This window comes from Streptomyces sp. DT190, assembly GCF_049846985.1.
In the GTDB taxonomy this organism is placed as follows: Bacteria; Actinomycetota; Actinomycetes; order Streptomycetales; family Streptomycetaceae; genus Streptomyces.
Genome location: NZ_JBNCNM010000002.1, coordinates 534979 through 548931, shown reverse-complemented (window position 1 = coordinate 548931; position 13953 = coordinate 534979). Strand labels below are relative to the sequence as shown.

General features: G+C 71.7%; 15 protein-coding genes and 1 tRNA gene. 8 read left to right on the top strand and 8 right to left on the bottom strand.

The window, feature by feature from the left end:
* The first annotated feature begins 35 nt into the window (after window positions 1-35).
* Window positions 36-710: a Crp/Fnr family transcriptional regulator gene (locus tag ACPXCS_RS05980; protein WP_010031945.1), complete on the top strand. Its 675-nt coding sequence runs from the start codon at window positions 36-38 to the stop codon at window positions 708-710.
* Between the two features lie 117 nt (window positions 711-827).
* Window positions 828-1661: a nucleotidyltransferase gene (locus tag ACPXCS_RS05975; RefSeq protein ID WP_425943817.1), complete on the top strand. Its 834-nt coding sequence runs from the start codon at window positions 828-830 to the stop codon at window positions 1659-1661.
* Between the two features lie 125 nt (window positions 1662-1786).
* On the opposite strand, the gene ACPXCS_RS05970 is transcribed toward ACPXCS_RS05975, so the two are convergent.
* The 4 genes from ACPXCS_RS05970 to ACPXCS_RS05955 form a co-directional block, all read right to left on the bottom strand.
* Entirely contained in the window at window positions 1787-2617 is an 831-nt protein-coding gene (locus ACPXCS_RS05970; RefSeq protein WP_425943819.1) for an MBL fold metallo-hydrolase, read from the bottom strand.
* Window positions 2614-3492 (bottom strand): NUDIX hydrolase, encoded by an 879-nt coding sequence (locus ACPXCS_RS05965; RefSeq protein WP_425943821.1) that lies wholly within the window; start codon window positions 3490-3492, stop codon window positions 2614-2616. The genes ACPXCS_RS05970 and ACPXCS_RS05965 overlap by 4 nt, the downstream gene beginning before the upstream one ends.
* A gap of 81 nt (window positions 3493-3573) precedes the next feature.
* Window positions 3574-4035 carry a RidA family protein gene (locus ACPXCS_RS05960; protein ID WP_425943823.1) on the bottom strand — a complete coding sequence of 154 codons (462 nt, stop codon included), beginning with the start codon at window positions 4033-4035 and terminating at the stop codon, window positions 3574-3576.
* A complete protein-coding gene (locus ACPXCS_RS05955; RefSeq protein ID WP_003991873.1) occupies window positions 4035-4193 on the bottom strand; it encodes a DUF4177 domain-containing protein in 159 nt (52 codons plus the stop codon). The genes ACPXCS_RS05960 and ACPXCS_RS05955 overlap by 1 nt, the downstream gene beginning before the upstream one ends.
* Before the next feature lie 118 nt (window positions 4194-4311).
* On the opposite strand from ACPXCS_RS05955, the gene ACPXCS_RS05950 reads away from it, so the two are divergent.
* Window positions 4312-5289: an ArsA family ATPase gene (locus ACPXCS_RS05950; RefSeq protein ID WP_425943825.1), complete on the top strand. Its 978-nt coding sequence runs from the start codon at window positions 4312-4314 to the stop codon at window positions 5287-5289.
* Between the two features lie 88 nt (window positions 5290-5377).
* Complete coding sequence (locus ACPXCS_RS05945) at window positions 5378-6790, top strand: ArsA family ATPase (protein WP_425943827.1); 1413 nt, start codon at window positions 5378-5380, stop codon at window positions 6788-6790.
* 176 nt (window positions 6791-6966) lie between these two features.
* On the opposite strand, the gene wblA is transcribed toward ACPXCS_RS05945, so the two are convergent.
* Window positions 6967-7305 carry a transcriptional regulator WblA gene (gene wblA, locus ACPXCS_RS05940; RefSeq protein WP_425943829.1) on the bottom strand — a complete coding sequence of 113 codons (339 nt, stop codon included), beginning with the start codon at window positions 7303-7305 and terminating at the stop codon, window positions 6967-6969.
* Window positions 7306-7713: 408 nt separating this feature from the next.
* Between wblA and ACPXCS_RS05935 the strand changes: the two genes are divergently transcribed.
* Complete coding sequence (locus ACPXCS_RS05935) at window positions 7714-10035, top strand: transglycosylase domain-containing protein (protein WP_425943831.1); 2322 nt, start codon at window positions 7714-7716, stop codon at window positions 10033-10035.
* 110 nt (window positions 10036-10145) lie between these two features.
* Here the strand turns inward: ACPXCS_RS05935 and ACPXCS_RS05930 are convergent, their stop codons facing one another.
* Complete coding sequence (locus ACPXCS_RS05930; RefSeq protein ID WP_425943833.1) at window positions 10146-10610, bottom strand: GatB/YqeY domain-containing protein; 465 nt, start codon at window positions 10608-10610, stop codon at window positions 10146-10148.
* 134 nt (window positions 10611-10744) lie between these two features.
* Between ACPXCS_RS05930 and ACPXCS_RS05925 the strand changes: the two genes are divergently transcribed.
* The 3 genes from ACPXCS_RS05925 to ACPXCS_RS05915 all read left to right on the top strand — a co-directional run bounded on the left by ACPXCS_RS05925 (window position 10745) and on the right by ACPXCS_RS05915 (window position 12796).
* A complete protein-coding gene (locus ACPXCS_RS05925) occupies window positions 10745-11671 on the top strand; it encodes a metallophosphoesterase (protein ID WP_425943835.1) in 927 nt (308 codons plus the stop codon).
* A 236-nt stretch (window positions 11672-11907) separates the two neighbouring features.
* Entirely contained in the window at window positions 11908-12675 is a 768-nt protein-coding gene (locus tag ACPXCS_RS05920; protein ID WP_425943837.1) for a Pr6Pr family membrane protein, read from the top strand.
* A gap of 47 nt (window positions 12676-12722) precedes the next feature.
* A tRNA-Pro gene (locus tag ACPXCS_RS05915) sits at window positions 12723-12796 on the top strand.
* Between the two features lie 86 nt (window positions 12797-12882).
* Here the strand turns inward: ACPXCS_RS05915 and ACPXCS_RS05910 are convergent.
* Together ACPXCS_RS05910 and ACPXCS_RS05905 are read right to left on the bottom strand one after the other, a co-directional pair.
* On the bottom strand, window positions 12883-13248 hold the full coding sequence (locus ACPXCS_RS05910) for a hypothetical protein (RefSeq protein WP_425943839.1): 366 nt from the start codon (window positions 13246-13248) through the stop codon (window positions 12883-12885).
* 152 nt (window positions 13249-13400) lie between these two features.
* The gene (locus ACPXCS_RS05905) at window positions 13401-13937 is read right to left on the bottom strand and encodes a Pycsar system effector family protein (protein WP_425943841.1); all 537 of its coding nucleotides are present in this window, start codon (window positions 13935-13937) and stop codon (window positions 13401-13403) included.
* Between the last annotated feature and the right edge of the window lie 16 nt (window positions 13938-13953).

Genomic DNA, 13953 nt, shown 5'->3' with positions numbered 1-13953 from the left:
AAGATCCCCTGAGCAGGTCGAAAGGGAGAGAACTCGTGGACGACGTTCTGCGGCGCAATCCGCTCTTCGCGGCGCTCGATGACGAGCAGGCCGCGGAGCTCCGCGCCTCCATGAGTGAGGTGACCCTCGCCCGCGGTGACTCGCTGTTCCATGAGGGCGACCCCGGTGACCGCCTGTACGTGGTCACCGAGGGCAAGGTCAAGCTTCACCGCACGTCCCCCGACGGCCGGGAGAACATGCTGGCCGTGGTCGGCCCCGGCGAGCTGATCGGCGAGCTGTCGCTGTTCGACCCGGGCCCGCGCACGGCGACCGCCACGGCGCTGACCGAGGTCAAGCTGCTCGGTCTCGGCCACGGCGACCTCCAGCCCTGGCTCAACGCCCGCCCCGAGGTGGCCACGGCGCTGCTGCGGGCCGTCGCGCGCCGGCTGCGCAAGACCAACGACGCGATGTCCGACCTCGTCTTCTCGGACGTGCCCGGCCGTGTCGCCCGCGCCCTGCTCGACCTGTCCCGCCGGTTCGGCGTGCAGTCGGAGGAGGGCATCCACGTCGTGCACGACCTCACGCAGGAGGAGCTGGCCCAGCTGGTCGGCGCCTCCCGCGAGACGGTCAACAAGGCCCTGGCGGACTTCGCCCAGCGCGGCTGGCTGCGCCTGGAGGCCCGCGCGGTGATCCTGCTGGACGTGGAGCGCCTCGCCAAGCGCTCGCGCTGACGCGCACCCCGGCCGTACGTCATCGGGCCCCGTTCCTCCGGGAGACGGGGCCCGACGTCGTGCGCGCCCCCGGGAAACCGGCGGCGCCGGACGCCCCGTTCGGGCCGGAGTGACCGTATGACCGGCAGCACGCTCTCCCGCCCCGGACTGGACGCGCGGGGCTTCCTCACCCGGGAGGGCTCCCTGGCGCGCGTGCCCCGCCCCTTCCGCGCGGTCGTCGACACGACCACCAAGCGCCTGACGGAGGTGTTCGGGCGGCGGCTGCACAGCGCCTACCTCTACGGGTCCGTCCCGCGCGGCACCGCGCGCGTGGGCCGCAGCGACCTCGACCTGCTGCTCGCCCTGCGCCAGGAGCCGACCGAGGCGGACCGGGCCGACGCCCTCGCGCTCGGCGCGGCGCTGGACGGGGAGTTCGAGCAGATCGACGGGGTCGGCACGCTGCTGTTCAGCCGGGCGCGGCTGCTGAGCGACCTGGAGCGGTACGACCTGGGCTGGTTCGTCGCCTGTCTGTGCACACCGCTGCTGGGCGAGGACCTGGCGGCGCGGTTGCCGCGCTATCGCCCGGACTCGCTGCTGGCCCGCGAGACCAACGGCGATCTGCACCTGCTGCTGCCCCGCTGGCGCCGGCGGATCGCCGAGGCGGAGGACACGGCCGAGGCCCGCCGCCCGCTGGTCCGTTCCCTGTCCCGGCACCTCGTCCGCACCGGCTTCACCCTCGTCATGCCCCGCTGGAACGGCTGGACCAGTGAGCTGGCGGAGATGGCGGAGGCGTTCGCCGGGTACTACCCGGAGCGTGCAGCGCAGCTGCGGGCCGCTGCCGTGCTGGGCCGGGAGCCGACGGGGGACGCCGCCGTGCTCGGGACGTACGTCGACGATCTCGGGCCCTGGGTCGCCGGGGAGTACGCGCGCGTGCACAGCGTCAAAGCGCCCCGGCCGCCCGGCTGGTCCTGACCGCCGGTCCTGACCGTTGGTCTCGGCCGCTTGCCCTGGCCGCTGGTCCTGGCCGCTTGGTTCCTGGCCGCTGGTCCTGGCCGGGCGCTCCGCCCGGGCCGGTGAGGCCGCGCGGCCGACCGGGCCTAGATGAGCCCGTGCTCCTCCAGGTACTCCATCTGCGCCCGCACCGACAGCTCCGCCGCGGGCCACAGGGAGCGGTCGACGTCGGCGTAGACGTGGGCGACGACCTCGGCCGCGGTGCGGTGGCCGTCCTCGACGGCCGTCTCGACCTGGGCGAGGCGGGTGGCGCGGTGGGCGAGGTAGTACTCGACGACGCCCTGGGCGTCCTCCAGGACCGGTCCGTGGCCCGGCAGCACGGTGTGGACGCCGTCGTCGACCGTGAGGGACCTCAGGCGGCGCAGGGAGTCCAGGTAGTCGCCGAGACGGCCGTCCGGGTGGGCCACGACCGTGGTGCCGCGGCCCAGGACCGTGTCGCCGGTCAGGACCGCGCGGTCGGCGGGGATGTGGAAGCAGAGGGAGTCCGAGGTGTGGCCGGGGGTGGGGACGACGCGCAGTTCCAGACCGCCGGTGGTGATCACGTCACCGGCGGCCAGGCCCTCGTCGCCCAGCCGCAGCGCCGGGTCGAGCGCCCGCACGCGCGTGCCGGTCAGTTCGGCGAACAGGGCGGCGCCGGCCGCGTGGTCGGGGTGGCCGTGGGTCAGCAGGGTCAGGGCGATGCGCTTGCCCGCCCGCTCGGCCGTGCTGACGACCTGGCGCAGGTGCCCCTCGTCCAGCGGGCCCGGGTCGACCACGACGGCGAGGTCCGAGTCCGGCTCGGACAGGATCCAGGTGTTCGTGCCGTCCAGGGTCATCGCCGACGGGTTCGGGGCGAGGACGTTGACGGCCCGGGCGGTGGCGGGACCGGTGAGGACCCCGCCGCGGGGCCGGCCGGGAAGGGCTGCTGCGTCCGTCATGCGGGGGCTCCACCGGTCGGGGCGTTCGGGATGTGCTGGGTGAACTCGTCGTGGCCGGGCCAGGAGAGCACGATCTCGCCGTCCACCAGGCGCGCACCGGCCAGGACGGGAGCGAGGTCACGGCCCGCAGCCGCCGCGAGGACCTCGGCGGCCGTCCCGTACGCCGTCAGCTGGCGCAGGGTCGAGATGGTCGGCGGCATCATCAGCAGCTCGCCCCTGTCGTACCCGGCGGCCGCCTCGCGCGGGGCGATCCACACCGTGCGGTCGGCCTCCGTGGAGGCGTTGCGGGTGCGCTGCCCCTCGGGCAGGGCGGCCACGAAGAACCAGGTGTCGTAGCGGCGGGCCTCGAACTCGGGCGTGATCCAGCGGGTCCAGGCGCCGAGCAGGTCCGAGCGCAGGACCAGCCCGCGGCGGTCCAGGAACTCGGCGAAGGACAGCTCCCGCGCCACCAGGGCGGCCCGGTCCGCCTCCCAGCCGGTGCCGGTGGTGTCTCCGACGACCTCATCGGGCGCCGGGCCGGCGAGCAGTACGCCCGCCTCCTCGTACGTCTCCCGTACGGCAGCGCAGACGATCGCCTGGGCCGCCGTCTCGTCGACGCCGAGCCGCTTCGCCCACCACGCGCGCGTGGGGCCCGCCCAGCGGACGTGGTGATCGTCGTCACGCGGGTCGACACCGCCGCCCGGGTACGCGTACGCGCCTCCGGCGAAGGCCATGGAGGCGCGTCGGCGCAGCATGTGGACGACCGGGCCGCTGCCGGTGTCCTTCAGGAGCATGACGGTGGCCGCGCGCCTGGGGGTCACCGGAGTGAGGGTGCCGGCCGCGAGCGCGCGGATGCGGTCCGGCCACTCCGGGGGGTACCACTGACCGTTCGCCATGGGCGCGAGGCTATCCCGTGACGGGCGGATGTTCGAGTGGCCCCCGGGGCGGATTCCGCAGCTGGGACCGCCGGAAAGGGGTTACGCGAGCTCCACCTGGATCTCGACCTCCACCGGCGCGTCCAGCGGCAGCACCGCCACGCCGACCGCGCTGCGCGCGTGCACGCCCTTGTCGCCGAGGACCTCGCCGAGCAGCTCGCTCGCGCCGTTCAGCACGCCGGGCTGGCCGGTGAAGTCCGAGGCCGAGGCGACGAAGCCGACGACCTTCACCACGCGCGCGATGCGGTCCAGGTCACCGGCGACGGACTTGACGGCGGCCAGGGCGTTCAGCGCACAGGTGCGCGCCAGCTCCTTGGCCTCCTCCGCGGTGACCTCGGCGCCGACCTTGCCGGTGACCGGAAGCTTGCCGTCCACCATCGGGAGCTGCCCGGCGGTGTAGACGTACGGGCCGGACTGCACGGCCGGCTGGTACGCGGCGAGCGGCGGGACCACGTCGGGCAGGGGCAGGCCGAGCTCGGCCAGCCGCGCCTCGACGGCGCCCACTACTGCTTCTCCCGCTTCAGGTAGGCGACGAGCTGCTCGGGGTTGTTCGGCCCGGGCACGACCTGGACGAGCTCCCAGCCGTCCTCGCCCCAGGTGTCCAGAATCTGCTTCGTGGCGTGGACGAGCAGCGGCACGGTTGCGTATTCCCACTTGGTCATGCGGCCGACTTTAGCCCCTGTCCGAACGGGGTCACGGCCGCGGTCCGGGGCGGGCCCCGGCACGGGTTGTCCACAGCCTCCCGCGTAGCCGGGGCGCGGACTGGTTAGGCTCGAATACGTGAGCAGGCTCCAGGTCGTCAGCGGCAAGGGCGGTACCGGCAAGACCACGGTGGCCGCGGCCCTAGCGCTGGCCCTGGCCACGGAGGGGAAGCGGACGCTTCTCGTCGAGGTCGAGGGCCGTCAGGGCATCGCGCAGCTCTTCGAGACCGAAGCGCTGCCTTATGAGGAGCGGAAGATCGCCGTCGCTCCCGGGGGCGGGGAGGTGTACGCACTCGCCATCGACCCCGAACTGGCCCTTCTGGACTACCTCCAGATGTTCTACAAACTGGGCAGCGCCGGGCGGGCCCTGAAGAAGCTCGGCGCGATCGACTTCGCCACCACCATCGCGCCCGGCCTGAGGGACGTGCTCCTGACCGGCAAGGCCTGCGAGGCGGTGCGGCGCAAGGACCGCGGCGGCCGGTTCGTGTACGACTACGTCGTCATGGACGCCCCGCCCACCGGGCGCATCACCCGCTTCCTGAACGTGAACGACGAGGTGGCGGGGCTGGCCAGGATCGGCCCGATACACAATCAGGCGCAGGCCGTGATGCGGGTGCTGAAGTCGCCGCAGACGGCCGTGCACCTGGTCACCCTGCTGGAGGAGATGCCCGTCCAGGAGACCGCGGACGGCATCGCCGAGCTGCGGTCCGCCCGGCTGCCGGTGGGGCGGGTCATCGTGAACATGGTGCGGCCGGAGGTGCTGGACGCGGCCGACCTGGAACTCGTCCGGACGGTCCCGCGTTCCATGGTCGCGCGGTCCCTGTCGTCCGCGGGGCTCGGCGGGGCGCGGCGCGGCGGGCACGCCGAGCGGCTGGTGGACCCGCTGCTCAGGCAGGCCGAGGAGTACGCCGAGCGGTACGCGCTGGAGCACGAGCAGCGCGCGGTCCTCACGGAGCTGGGCCTGCCGCTGCACGAACTGCCGTTGTTCGCCGAGGGCATGGACCTGGCGGGGCTGTACGCCCTCGCCCGTGAGCTGCGCGGGCAGGGCGTGTCATGAGCCGGGGTGCACAGGCGAGGCCCGTCACGAGTCGGAACCATCAGGGTGCACGGTCAAGGCCCGTCACGAGTCGGAAGCAGGGGATGTCATGAGCCGTCCGGACCCGGCCCACGCGCACGAGGCGGCCCGCCCCCGCCTCGCTCCCGCGCGCGTGCTCGACGTCGATCCGCTGCTGGAGGACGCGAAGACACGGATCGTGGTGTGCTGCGGCTCGGGCGGCGTCGGCAAGACCACGACGGCCGCCGCCCTGGGGCTGCGCGCCGCCGAGCGGGGCCGCAAGGTGGTCGTCCTGACCATCGACCCGGCCCGTCGGCTCGCCCAGTCCATGGGCATCGACTCGCTGGACAACACCCCGCGCCGGGTGAAGGGCATCGACGACACCGCGGGCGGCGAGCTGCACGCGATGATGCTCGACATGAAGCGCACCTTCGACGAGATCGTCGAGGCGCACGCGGACCGCGAGCGGGCGGCCGCGATCCTGGGCAACCCCTTCTACCAGTCGCTCTCGGCGGGCTTCGCGGGCACGCAGGAGTACATGGCGATGGAGAAGCTCGGGCAGCTGCGCGCCCGGGACGAGTGGGACCTCATCGTCGTCGACACCCCGCCCTCGCGCTCGGCGCTGGACTTCCTGGACGCGCCCAAGCGGCTCGGGTCGTTCCTGGACGGCCGGCTGATCCGGCTGCTGACGGCCCCGGCGAAGCTGGGCGGCCGCGCGGGCATGAAGTTCCTGAACGTCGGGATGTCGATGATGACCGGCACCCTCGGCAAGCTGCTGGGCGGTCAGCTCCTGAAGGACGTCCAGACGTTCGTGTCGGCGATGGACACCACCTTCGGCGGCTTCCGCACGCGCGCGGACGCGACGTACAAGCTGCTCCAGGCGCCCGGCACGGCGTTCCTCGTGGTCGCGGCCCCGGAGCGGGACGCGCTGCGCGAGGCCGCCTACTTCGTGGAGCGCCTGGCCGCGGAGGACATGCCGCTGGCCGGTCTGGTGCTCAACCGGGTGCACGGCAGCGGCGCCGACCGGCTGTCGGCCGAGCGGGCACTCGCCGCCGCGGAAAATCTTGAAGAGCCCCGCATTGTGGATCAGGAGGACGGGAAAGCACTACTTCGTAACTCCCCCGACACACACAACAGTTCAGACTCTCCCACGCCCGGCACACCAGCCCGGACTCCGGCATCGGCTCCCGAGGGTGGCTCCCCCACCGAAGACGCCGAGGAGACCGAGCACGCCGAGGACAGCGCCGAGGGCAGCGAGCGGTCCGTCGACCAGCTCACGGCCGGCCTGTTGCGGCTGCACGCCGATCGCATGCAATTGCTCTCCCGTGAGCAGCGCACGCGTGACCGCTTCACCGCGCTCCACCCCGAGGTGGCCGTGACGGAAGTGGCCGCGCTGCCCGGCGATGTGCACGACCTCGCGGGCCTGCGCGCCATCGGCGACCGTCTCGCGGCCGACGAGCGCGAGCTGCCCGACCCGGACGTGCAGCCCGAGGCGACCGCCTGACCACGGTCCGTGTGACCACGGTCCGTCCGTCCCGGCTCCGGTGACGTCTCCGGTGACGGTGACGACCTCCGGAGACGGTGGTGGTGGCCTCCGGAGACGGTGATGGGGGTCTCCGGAGACGGTGATGGCGAAGGGCCCGTGAAGGGCCCTCGGACCTGCGGGGCTCCCGGAGGAGCTCAGCTCACCGCCGCGTAGTTCTCGTAGATCTCGTCGTCGTCGAGGGGCACGACACCCGTGCCACGCTCGTACTCCGAGCGCGCGGTCTCCAGCAACCGGCGCCAGGAGGTCACCGTGGGCCGCCTGCGCAACAGCGCACGGCGCTCCCGCTCCGTCATGCCTCCCCACACGCCGAACTCGACGCGGTTGTCCAGCGCGTCGGCCAGGCACTCCGTACGCACCGGACATCCGGTGCACACCGCCTTGGCCCTGTTCTGCGCTGCTCCTTGAACGAACAGTTCATCCGGATCGGTAGTGCGGCAGGCCGCCTGCGCACTCCAGTCGGTTACCCAGCCCATACCGGCGCCGTCCTCTCCCGAATCGAGGCTCCCCCACGGCGGCAGCGGCATATTCACCGCCGCCAGTTGAGGACGTTACGGAAGGTGGGCACAGTGCAACACCCCCAGCGGGCCCAATCTTGAATGGTCCGAACGGACTATGGGTAAGCGGCAGATCACCCGGGGGAGTGAGGTGGCGACATACAGAACTTTCCCGTCAAAACGGGACAGTTCAGTTGCGTCACAACGGGCGCCGTGTGACACACAAGGCGGATTCGGACACGACCCCACCAAAAAAGTCGGGGAACACCCGGAACGATTCGGGGTCGCCGGACGTATTGATACGTGGCCCCACTGCTGTGACAGTTGGCAGCAGCTTAGGCCAAGGCATATACGCCTGTCCGGCGAATGAGAACGTAGGCTGCCCTCATGCCAAAGAAGCGCTCGGGCGGTGGTCTGTCTCCCACGCAGCAGGCCGCCAAGTTCCTCGGTGTCAGTGTCCTCGCGGGAGCCGTGCTGGCCGGCATCGCGCTGCCCGCGGTGGGTGCGCTGGGGCTGGCGGCGAAAGGATCCGTCGAAAGCTTCGACGAGCTCCCGGCCAACCTCAAGACGCCGCCCCTGAGTCAGCGCACCACCATCCTCGACGCGGACGGCGGCCAGATCGCCACCGTCTACTCGCGCGACCGCACGGTGGTCCCCCTCAAGGACGTGTCGCCCTACATGCAGAAGGCGATCGTCGCGATCGAGGACTCGCGCTTCTACCAGCACGGCGCGGTCGACCTGAAGGGCGTGCTGCGCGCCCTCAACAAGAACGCGCGCAGCGGTGAGGTCGCCCAGGGCGCCTCGACGCTGACCCAGCAGTACGTGAAGAACGTCTTCGTCGAGGAGGCGGGCGACGACCCGACGAAGGTCGCGCAGGCCACCCAGCAGACCATCGGCCGCAAGATCCGCGAACTCAAGTACGCGATCCAGGTCGAGGAGGAGCTGGGCAAGAAGAAGATCCTCGAGAACTACCTGAACATCACGTTCTTCGGGCAGCAGGCCTACGGCGTCGAGGCCGCGGCCCGGCGTTACTTCTCCAAGCCGGCCAAGGACCTGAACGTCCAGGAGGCGGCCCTCCTCGCCGGCATCGTCCAGTCGCCCAGCCGCTACGACCCGGTCAACGACGAGGCCGAGGCCACCAAGCGCCGCAACATCGTGCTGCGCCGCATGGCCGAGGTCGGCGACATCTCCCGGGCCCAGGCCGCCGAGGCGATGAAGGCCCCGCTCGGCCTGAAGGTCAGCAAGCCCAGGAACGGCTGCATCACGGCGGTCAAGGGCGCGGGCTTCTTCTGCGACTACGTGCGCGAGGTCTTCCTGACGGACCCGGTCTTCGGCAAGTCCAAGGAGGCCCGGGCGAAGATCTGGAACCAGGGCGGCCTGACCATCCGCACGACGATGGACCCGCAGGCCCAGGACGCCGCCCAGCGCTCCATCAAGGACCACGTCTACAAGAGCGACGAGGTGGCCACGGCCGCCACCGTCGTCCAGCCCGGCACCGGCAAGGTCCTCGCCATGGGCCAGTCGCGTCCGTACGGCTTCAAGAAGAACGAGACGCAGATCAACCTCTCCGTCGACCAGTCGATGGGCGGCGGCATGGGCTACCAGCCCGGTTCGACGTTCAAGCCGATCGTGGCCGCGGCCGCGCTCGACGACGGCATGCCGGCGAACAAGGTGTACTCGGCGCCGTACCAGATGGCCTACCCGTCGCCGGTCTCGGCCTGCGACGGCAAGACCTGGCAGAACGACCGGGGCAACCCCGCCCGGCTGGAGAACGAGAACGAGTCCGAGGTCGGTCCGTACGACATGAAGGAGGCGACCGCCAAGTCGGTCAACACCTACTACGTGCAGATGATCAGCGACATCGGCATCTGCCCGGTGACGACCATGGCGAAGAAGATGGGCGTCGTGCGGGCCGACGGCGACAAGATGCCGCAGGTGCCCTCCATCGCCCTCGGCACGCAGGAGATGTCCCCGCTGACCATGGCGAACGCGTACGCGACCTTCGCCTCGCGCGGCATGTACTGCACGCCGGTCGCCATCGAGTCGGTCAGCCAGCGGGTCGGTAACGCGTCCAAGAAGCTCGAGGTCCCGAAGTCGACGTGCTCACGCGCCATGTCGGAGCAGACCGCCGACACGATCAACGAGCTGCTGAAGGGCGTCGTCGAGGACGGCACGGGTTCGAAGGCGGGCCTGGACGGCCGCCCCAGCGCGGGCAAGACGGGTACGACGGACGAGCGCTACGCGGCCTGGTTCGTGGGCTACACGCCGAACATGGCCGGCGCGGTCTGGGTCGGCGACCCCGCGCACAAGCGGAAGATGATCAACATCACCATCGGCGGCCGCCCGCACTCCAAGGTCTTCGGCGGTGAGGTCCCCGGCCCGATCTGGCGCGACATGATGTCCGGCGCGCTGGAGGGCAAGCCCGTCGAGCAGTTCAACTCGGTCGACATCCCCGACGGCATCGACCGTGACCGCGGCGACGGTGGCGACGACGGCGACGGCGACGACGGGGGCGACGACGGGAACAACGGCGACAACGGCGGTGGCGGCGGCGGCGACGGCTTCATCGGCGGCCTGGTCGGCGGCAACAACAACGGGGGCTCGGGCGGCGGAGAGCCCTTCCCGTCCCCGTCGTTCTCCATCCCGGAGGGCTTCTTCCGGGGGCAGGACAACGGCGGCGGCAACGGCAACGGCGGCCGGTTCGGCTGACCCGGCCCGATGACCGGACGGAAGTGGCCCCCTGCCGACCGCATGGTCGGCAGGGGGCCACTTCCGTCGTTCGGACGAGAAGACCGGGCCGTCCCGGAAGGCCGGCGCGGTCAGCCGGCCAGCAGCTTCTTCACCGCGGCGGCGACCCGGCCGCCCTCGGCCTGGCCCGCCACCTTCGGGTTCACGATCTTCATGACCGCTCCCATGGCCCGCGGCCCCTCCGCACCGGCCGCCTTCGCCTCCTCGACGGCCTGCGCCACGATCTGCTGGAGCTCCTCGTCGGACAGCTGCTTCGGCAGGTAGCCGGCGAGCACCTCGCCCTCCGCCTTCTCCCGCTCGGCCTGCTCCGCACGACCACCCTGCGCGAAGGCCTCGGCCGCCTCGCGCCGCTTCTTCGCCTCGCGGGTGATCACCTTCTGCACCTCGTCGTCGGAGAGCTCGCGCTTCTCCTTGCCCGCGACCTCCTCCTTGGTGATCGCGGCGAGCGTCAGCCGGAGCGTCGCGGAGCGGAGCTCGTCGCGCTCCTTGATCGCGGCGTTGAGGTCATCCTGCAGCTTCGACTTGAGCGTGGTCATGGGGTCGATTGTCGCAGGTGCGGCGGGAAGGACGCCCCTCCATTTACCGGGCGGCGGCACAAGGGCCGGTGCGGACGGGCCATTTCACGCACCGCCGGACGCGGGCATCCCGCGCGGTCTGACACGATGGTCGTATGCGTGCGCGATACGGAGTGCCCCTGGGAATCGCGGCGGCTGGTGCCGCCGGTGTGTTGTACGCGGCGGGCTTCGAGGCCCGCTCCTTCCGCCTCCGCCGGGTCACGGTGCCGGTCCTGCCCCCGGGGATGCGTCCGCTGCGCGTGCTCCAGGTCTCGGACATCCACATGGTCGGCGGCCAGCGCAAGAAGCAGCGCTGGCTGCGGTCCCTGGCCGGCCTGCGCCCCGACTTCGTGATCAACACGGGCGACAACCTCTCCGACCCGGAGGGCGTCCCGGAGGTCCTGGACGCGCTCGGCCCCCTGATGGACTTCCCCGGCGCGTACGTCTTCGGCTCCAACGACTACTACGGCCCCAAGCTGCGCAACCCCGCCCGCTACCTGCTGGAGAAGGCCCAGGGCCGCCACGGCCTGAACGGCAACGCGCCGGCCGTCGGCGTGGTGCACAACCCGTGGGAGGACCTGCGGGACGGTTTCGACTCGGCGGGCTGGCTCAACCTGACGAACACGCGCGGCACGCTCAAGATCGACGGCGTGTCGGTGGAGCTGACGGGTCTGGACGACCCGCACATCAAGAAGGACCGCTACGAGCGGGTCGCCGGCGGCCCCTCGGACTCCGCCGACTTCTCGATGGGGGTGGTCCACGCCCCGTACCTGCGCTCCCTGGACGCCTTCACGGCCGACGACTACCCCCTGATCCTGGCCGGCCACACCCACGGCGGCCAGCTCTGCATCCCCTTCTACGGGGCGCTGGTCACCAACTGCGACCTGGACACGGACCGGGTGAAGGGCCTGTCCACGCACACGGCCGAGGGCCGTACGGCGTACCTCCACGTCTCGGCGGGCTGCGGCACGAACCGCTACACACCGGTACGGTTCGCGTGCCCGCCGGAGGCGACGTTGCTGACGTTGGTGGGGCGGGAGTAGGACGTCGTTGGTGGTGGGGCGGGAGTGAGGAGTGAGCGGGCCAGGTGGCCGGAGCCGGGGCGGGGCAGGAACCGGAACCGGGGCCGGGCAGGAACCGGAACCGGGGCCGGGCAGGAACCGGAACCGGGCGGTAGCCGGAGTCGGGCGGTTACCCCCGCCGAGCGGGAACCCACGGGGGTAACCCACACAGCGGCGCCCACATGGCCCCCTTTGTCCGGTTCTGTCAGCTTGAAGGCATGACAGCCCCGATACCCAGGGAGATCCCGGACCTCCCGGCGATCCCGCGCAAGCCGGCACTCCGGCCCACCCCCGTCCCCGCGACGGCGGTCGTCACGCCGGTCCGCCGCCCCGCGGCGGCGGCCTACCGCCTGCTGATCGCCCTCGCGGCGGCGGCAGGCGTGACACTGGAACTGCTCCTCGGCGACCCGACCCGGACCCTGAGCCTCTTCGCGGTCCAGAGCAACATCCTGCTGGCCGTGGTCATGGCCTTCTCGGCCCGCCGCGCCTGGACGGCCTCCCGCCCCCTGCCGGGCTCCATCCTGGGCGCGACCCTGCTCTACGTCGCCCTCGCGTCCCTGGTGCACCACCTGCTCCTGGCGCACCAGGCGAGCCCCTTCTCCCTCGCGGGCGAGGCCGCCCCGGCCGGCTGGCAGGCCCTGGCGCACCACACGCTCCACACGGTGACGCCGATCGCGGCGGTACTGGAGTGGCTCCTGCTCACCAGCCCGGGCCGCCTCCACCTGCGCCACGCCCCGACCTGGCTGCTCTACCCCCTGGCCTACCTGGCCTTCTCCCTGGCCCGCGGCGAGCTACTCCTCCCGGGCGCCACCGACCGCTACCTCTATCCCTTCCTGGACGTCGGCCAGGACGGCTACAAGCGGGTCCTGGGCAACGCCCTCCTCCTGGGCCTGTCCATCTACGCCCTGGCCCTCCTCCTCGTGGCCCTGGACCACGCCCGCCCGGCCCTCATGCGCCACCGCGGGAAAACCGGATTTCGTCTCTAGCCACCGGTGGGCTAAAGTAAACGTCGTCGCCGCGACAGCAGCGACATCGGGGTGTAGCGCAGCTTGGCAGCGCGCTTCGTTCGGGACGAAGAGGTCGTGGGTTCAAATCCCGCCACCCCGACAGTCGAAACAGCAGGTGAGGCACCTACCGTATGCGGTAGGTGCCTCACCTGTTTCTTCTGCGTTTTTGTTCGCGCACCAGGCGCGTCACTCGCCGGGCGCGTGCCGGGCGAAGACCTGCTCTTGCTCGTCCCGCCAGGTCCAGTCCGCCGGTCGGGAGAAGGGCAGGCCTCGGGCAAGGGCGGAGAACTGGCCGGAAGGCTCCCGGCTGGCCTTGTTCACCACGATCGCCGAGAGCATCGGTGCCCGTCCGTCGTCGTTGTCGTGCAGGCAGACGTCCTTGAGCAGGTAGGTCATGACCCCGCGGTGAGGCGGGACGGAGTCGAAGCCCGCTGCCGTCAACTCGGCGCTCAGTTCCCCGTAGGTGATGGTCTGTCCCTGCCGGGCCCGCTTCCGCAGGATCTGCACGGCCGTCTCGATCGCCGCCGGGTAGTCCGGATCCGTGGTCCTCATCGGCTCTCCCCCCATGCCCGGACACCGTCCGGTCTGCGCATCGTATCGACCGGCCACCTGACCCGCACCGAGATCTGCGGAGCCTCGTCGGGCGTGATCGGGCACCCGCCCCGGGAAGCGGGTGCCCGATGCGTTTCCGTCGTGTCGTCGCCCTACGCCGTCGCCCCCGTCACGATGCCCAGCAGCGTGAGGGTGGTGAAGGCCGTGCCCCAGGCCAGGGCGTGGCGTATGCAGCGGTACTTGGTCCATGCCGTGTGGGAGAGGACCGTCAGCTGGCTCAGGTCCCGGGCGAGCGGGTCGGTGCGGCGGACCGTGTGCTCCAGTTGTGCGGCCGACATCGTCAGCCGTACGTCACCGAAGTAGTGCGTGCGCAGGCGGCGGGGGTCGCCCAGCCGCGGGGTCACGGCCAGGCCCAGCAGGACCAGGGCCGGCACGCAGGCGGCGCAGCCGGCCCACAGGAGGAGCTGGGGGACGGCCGGGTACTGGCGCGGCGCGATCACGCCGCTGCCGATCGCGCCGAGCAGGGCGGTCAGGGCCGCGCCCAGGGAAGCCAGTAGCAGACCCGCCTTGTTGTCGGCCCGCACCAGCTCCTCCCGGGCCTCGGTCAGCAGAGTCCTGGCCAGTTCCGCGCCGCGGTCGGGTCCGGTGCGGTCCGGACCCGGGTCCGGGCCGTCTCCACGTGTGGTCATGTGTGCCTCCTCCTCG

Coding starts and splice junctions, on each gene's coding strand:
- ACPXCS_RS05975 (WP_425943817.1), top strand. CDS start 828: ATGACCGGCAGCACGCTCTCCCGCCCCGGACTGGACGCGCGGGGCTTC.
- ACPXCS_RS05970 (WP_425943819.1), bottom strand. CDS start 2,617: ATGACGGACGCAGCAGCCCTTCCCGGCCGGCCCCGCGGCGGGGTCCTC.
- ACPXCS_RS05965 (WP_425943821.1), bottom strand. CDS start 3,492: ATGGCGAACGGTCAGTGGTACCCCCCGGAGTGGCCGGACCGCATCCGC.
- ACPXCS_RS05955 (WP_003991873.1), bottom strand. CDS start 4,193: ATGACCAAGTGGGAATACGCAACCGTGCCGCTGCTCGTCCACGCCACG.
- ACPXCS_RS05945 (WP_425943827.1), top strand. CDS start 5,378: ATGAGCCGTCCGGACCCGGCCCACGCGCACGAGGCGGCCCGCCCCCGC.
- wblA (WP_425943829.1), bottom strand. CDS start 7,305: ATGGGCTGGGTAACCGACTGGAGTGCGCAGGCGGCCTGCCGCACTACC.
- ACPXCS_RS05935 (WP_425943831.1), top strand. CDS start 7,714: ATGCCAAAGAAGCGCTCGGGCGGTGGTCTGTCTCCCACGCAGCAGGCC.
- ACPXCS_RS05930 (WP_425943833.1), bottom strand. CDS start 10,610: ATGACCACGCTCAAGTCGAAGCTGCAGGATGACCTCAACGCCGCGATC.
- ACPXCS_RS05925 (WP_425943835.1), top strand. CDS start 10,745: ATGCGTGCGCGATACGGAGTGCCCCTGGGAATCGCGGCGGCTGGTGCC.
- ACPXCS_RS05920 (WP_425943837.1), top strand. CDS start 11,908: ATGACAGCCCCGATACCCAGGGAGATCCCGGACCTCCCGGCGATCCCG.
- ACPXCS_RS05910 (WP_425943839.1), bottom strand. CDS start 13,248: ATGAGGACCACGGATCCGGACTACCCGGCGGCGATCGAGACGGCCGTG.
- ACPXCS_RS05905 (WP_425943841.1), bottom strand. CDS start 13,937: ATGACCACACGTGGAGACGGCCCGGACCCGGGTCCGGACCGCACCGGA.